The 4631-nt window shown below is 54.2% G+C and carries 4 protein-coding genes; 3 read left to right on the top strand and 1 reads right to left on the bottom strand.

From position 1 onward, the window contains the following. Positions 1-238 precede the first annotated feature (238 nt). Positions 239-391 (bottom strand): hypothetical protein, encoded by a 153-nt coding sequence (locus tag ACNKID_RS10415; protein WP_417913368.1) that lies wholly within the window; start codon positions 389-391, stop codon positions 239-241. Between ACNKID_RS10415 and ACNKID_RS10410 the strand changes: the two genes are divergently transcribed. From ACNKID_RS10410 to ACNKID_RS10400, 3 genes are read left to right on the top strand one after another with little or no spacing between them, the layout of a single operon-like run. Then, positions 363-1898 (top strand): ABC transporter ATP-binding protein, encoded by a 1536-nt coding sequence (locus ACNKID_RS10410; protein ID WP_417913367.1) that lies wholly within the window; start codon positions 363-365, stop codon positions 1896-1898. The genes ACNKID_RS10415 and ACNKID_RS10410 overlap by 29 nt on opposite strands. Positions 1899-1911: 13 nt before the next feature. Next, positions 1912-3117: a glycosyltransferase gene (locus ACNKID_RS10405; protein WP_417913366.1), complete on the top strand. Its 1206-nt coding sequence runs from the start codon at positions 1912-1914 to the stop codon at positions 3115-3117. Next, the gene (locus ACNKID_RS10400) at positions 3114-4178 is read left to right on the top strand and encodes a glycosyltransferase (protein ID WP_417913365.1); all 1065 of its coding nucleotides are present in this window, start codon (positions 3114-3116) and stop codon (positions 4176-4178) included. The genes ACNKID_RS10405 and ACNKID_RS10400 overlap by 4 nt, the downstream gene beginning before the upstream one ends. The last annotated feature ends 453 nt before the right edge of the window (positions 4179-4631 follow it).

The raw sequence follows: 4631 nt of genomic DNA, 5'->3' as shown, positions 1-4631 counted from the left end.
GTTCCGCCTTTGACGAGTTCGACACGCTGGGCGAGTACGGACGCTTCGGCGCAGGCCTGCGCTGCCGCTTCTAAGTCAAGCCTTTCCATACTGTGTAAGCAAGGGGGGACTCCGGATTGCCGGTTTTCCCCCTTCTTTTTGAGGAGATGCCTGAAATTTTACTGAAGAGGTCGACGGCTGGCGGCATACTGGACAGCCTGTTTGTTCTCTGGCTGTATTTAGGCCGAAGACGGAGGCTTCAGCTGCTTCTGCTTCTGCTTCTGATGCTGGTTTCTATGGTTACGGAAATGATCAGCATCGGCGCGGCGGTGCCCTTTCTCAGTGCGCTGACTGCGCCGGAGCGGCTGCTGGAGGCAGGCTGGATGCGACCCTTCATTCGACTGCTCGGCATCCGTTCGGCTGATGCGCTGCTGCTGCCCCTGACCATCGGTTTCGCGTTTCTTGCCGCAGGAGCAGCTGGATTGCGCATCCTCCAGCTCTGGTGCAACACCCGCCTGACTGCGGCGATGGGAACGCAGCTCCGCTGCGACCTCTACGACATGGTGCTGCGCCAGCCCTACGAATTCCATCTCGCCCATAACAGCAGCCAGCTGATCAGTCTGACTACGGAAAAAGCAGCTATAGCAGTCAGCGTGGGGATCATGCAGGTGCTGTTCCTTCTCACCGCCTTAATTATGAGCGGAGCAGTGGCAGGAGCACTGCTGCTGATCAGCCCGCTGCTTGCTGTCTCAGCCTTGCTTGTGCTGGGCGGAGGTTACCTTCTCAGCGGTTTTTTGACCCGCCGCCGCATCAGGCGCAACAGTGTCGCTGTGGCGGAAAGCCAGCCGAAAGCGGTGAAATGCATGCAGGAGGGATTAGGCGGCATCCGGGAGGTAATTCTTGACGGCAGCCAATGTGTTTTCAGTGCAACGCACGCCCAAGCAGTCAAAAAACTGGAATGCGCCAGCACGGAAAACATGTTTCTCAGCGTACTACCAAAATCATTGCTGGAGCTGACTGGCATTGTTTTAATTGCTGTTCTATCTTATGCGATCCAGACCAGCTCGCCGGATGAGCAAGCCTTGCCCATGCTCGGAGCCTTGGCTTTTGGTGCGCAGCGGTTGCTGCCGAGCCTTCAGCAAGTTTATTTTTCTTGGTCGTTCATTAGCGGCATTCAGGCCACATTGGCTGAGGTGGCTGACTGGCTGAACAAAATCAATCTTCCCTGTGCGCAGGTGGCGAGTCCTGTTTCCCCTCTGCCGTTTAACCAAAGCATTGTCTTGGACAAGGTCAGTTTCCAGTATCCCAATTCGCCGCACAGAATATTCGACAGGATGAGTCTGACAATTCCGAATGGGGCAAAAATAGGGATAGTTGGCACAACAGGCTGCGGCAAGAGCACCCTGCTCGACCTTGTCATGGGGCTGCTTGCTCCAACTGAGGGGCAGATATTTGTTGACGGGATTGCTATCAGTCCGAGCAATGTTCGAGCTTGGCAGCGGAATATCGCTCATGTTTCGCAGAGCATCTTTCTTGCAGACGCTTCCATTGCTGAAAATATTGCCTTTGGCATTGCGCCGAATCAAATAGATAACGTACGGATAAAGCAGGCAGCCCGGCAAGCGCAGATAGAAGATTTCATTGAAACCCTGCCGGATGGCTACCAAACTCTGGTCGGTGAGCGTGGAGTGCGTTTGTCCGGTGGGCAAAGGCAGAGAATTGGCATCGCGCGGGCATTGTACAAACAGGCGAAAATCCTGATTTTAGATGAGGCGACGAATGCGCTGGATGCAGAGACTGAAGAGAGGATAATTAAAGAATTTAACTTTGAATGCAGAGATATGACCATCCTGCTCATATCTCACCAGCAACCAGCCGTTAAGCTTGATTTTGTTATCAATCTAATAGTAGATAAATAATTTTTTGATAATTGTGTTAAGTAAAATTTTATATACAACATATGACGGCATCCTTGAGCCTCTAGGTCAATCTCAAGTGGTCTGTTGCATAGAAAAGTTGGCAAACTTCAATAAAATATTCCTAATAAGCTTTGAAAAGGAAAGTGACTGGAAGAATAATGAGCTGAGAATAAATATGCTTAGGCGTATGACTATTGCAGACATTACATGGTTACCTCTGCGATATCATAAAAGACCAACTGCCTTGGCGACTTCTCTTGACATGCTGGTCGGTGTTGCTGCTGCCGCATGGATAGTTCTCCGCCATCGCATCCGCATCATCCATGCCAGAAGTTATGTGGCTTCGGTTATTGCTTTGGCACTCAAAAGAATTTCCTTTCTCAAGCTGAGATATGTTTTTGACATGCGGGGATTCTGGGCCGATGAGCGCGTGGATGGCGGCCTGTGGCCTGCGGGCGGATATCTGTATCGATCGGCGAAATGGTTTGAGCGACATTTCCTGCTGAACGCAGACTGCGTGATTGCTTTGACGCAAGCGGCTATGGATGAGATGCGCACCTTTCCGTACTTGCAAGACAGGATGCCGGATTTCAGGATCATCACCACCTGCGCTGACTTGGAACTGTTTTATCCTGACAAGGAATCTCGCCCCAAAGACCATCCTTTCACTTTGGGATATGTCGGTTCGGTGGGAGTCTGGTATCTCTTTGATGAGGTGCTGCGTTGCTTTCAGTTGATGCTTGAAGAACTGCCGGATGCTCGTCTGCATATCCTCAACCGTGGAGGACATGAGCACATTCAGGAACGCATGAAAGCATTGGCGATTGATCCGTCTTTAGTCCAAATAGAAGCTGTTGATCATGCTGGGGTGGCGCAGGCCATGCGGAGAATGGACGCAGGCATTTTTTTTATCAAGCCTGTCTATTCTAAAAAAGCATCTGCACCCACCAAGCTGGGCGAGTTTCTCGGCTGCGGAGTGCCCTGTCTTTGCAACAGCGGCGTGGGCGACATTGACTCAATGATAGAAAAAGAGCGGGTTGGCGTGCTGCTGAAGCGGTTTGACATGTCAGCCATGCGCGAGTCGGTCAGCAGCCTGCTCCTGATGGCGCGGCAGCCCGGCATACGGGAACGCTGCCGAACAGCAGCTGAGCGTTATTTTTCGCTGGAGGAAGGCGTTTCCCACTATCAGCGGATTTATGAGGATCTTGCTCAGAGATGATCAAGGTTCTTGGACTTGCCCTCTACGGCCCCTTGGCCGCCAGCACCCGCTACAGGCTGGAGCAGTACGCGCCCGGTTTAGCTGAGCATGGCATTGACCTCCGCATCCATCATCTGCTTGATGATCAATACCTGCGCTGCCGTTTCTCAGGTCGCTGCCCGCCTGCCACGCCGCTGCTGAAATCGGGCTGGGAGCGGCTCTCGCTCCTGATGAACCGGCAGCGGTTCGACGCGGCCATGCTCTACGCGGAGCTGTTCCCCCTTCTCCCTTCTTGGCTCGAGCTGCGCCTGCTGCGGCAGCTGCCCTATGTGCACGACCTTGACGACGCATTTCACCTGAAATACCGGAGGAGCGGCTGGCTGAGTGTCATGCGGCCCGCTCTGGGCGGCAAAATTGACGCATTGATGGCGGATGCGGCGGCGGTCACGGCGGGCAGCGGTATTTTGGCTGAATATGCTCGGCAGCGCAACCGCAACACCTTCATCTTGCCGACTGTAGTCGACACGGAGCGGCACCGGCCCTTGCCCCGCGCTGAACATGCTCAGTTCACTGTCGGCTGGATCGGCTCGCCAACCACTGCGCCGTATCTTGCCCAGCTTGTCCGGCCGCTGGCCCGCTTGGGCGAGGAAGGGCCTGTCCGGCTGCTTGTTGTCGGCGGCAAAGCGCCCCGCATTCCCCAAGTTGCTGTTGAGGAGGCGGAATGGAGCGAGGCAACGGAGATATCGCTGATCAACTCCTTTGATGTCGGCGTGATGCCGCTGCCAGATGACAACTGGGCCAAAGGCAAGTGCGCCTTCAAGCTGATTCAATGCATGGCCTGCGGGGTGCCTGTTGCAGCCTCCAATGTCGGCGCGAACGCCGAGGCGGTCAGTGCAGACTGCGGCTTTTTGGCGAACTGCGAGGAGGACTGGTCGGCTGCGCTGCGCTTCTTTCGCGATCATCCTGAAGCCCGGCAGCGCATGGGTGCTGCGGGCAGGGCGCGAGCGGAGCGGCTCTACTCCTTGCGCGTAGCCCTTCCTGTCCTCGCTGACATTCTCCACAAAACAGCTGCCTCTGCCTGAGTCTCTCCGTCTGCGCCAGGCATCATTCCGATATTTTACGGTTTTTTCTCGGCTAAGGCGCGTTTGAAACGTCCTGATTCACATTGGAACCGGGACGTTTCACACTGGAATTGCCTTGATTCCAATTGGAATCAGGCCGTTTTCGATTGGAATCGGCTTGATTCCAATTGGAATTGGGGCAAAGTCAATTGGAATCGCCCTGATTCCAACCGGAAACGGGACGATTCCAATGTGAATCGTGTCAATTCCAATCGGAATCAGGGTGATTCCAATTGGAATCAGGGCAATTCCGGTTGACTTTGGGGCGATGCCAGCGGTGAAAGGCCGTTCTTGGCCGCTGATTTCAGGTGTCGCTCCTCTGTTTGAACAGCGGCTGCCGACTTTGCCGGTCTTGGCAAGCAGAACGCATGCATCTCAATTTCAAGACGCGTCTCAAACGCCTGAGTCATAAAA

Origin of the sequence: Candidatus Electronema sp. TJ (genome assembly GCF_048287355.1) — a bacterium.
Lineage (GTDB): Bacteria > Desulfobacterota > Desulfobulbia > Desulfobulbales > Desulfobulbaceae > Electronema.
This window is presented reverse-complemented; position numbering and strand designations above follow the sequence as displayed.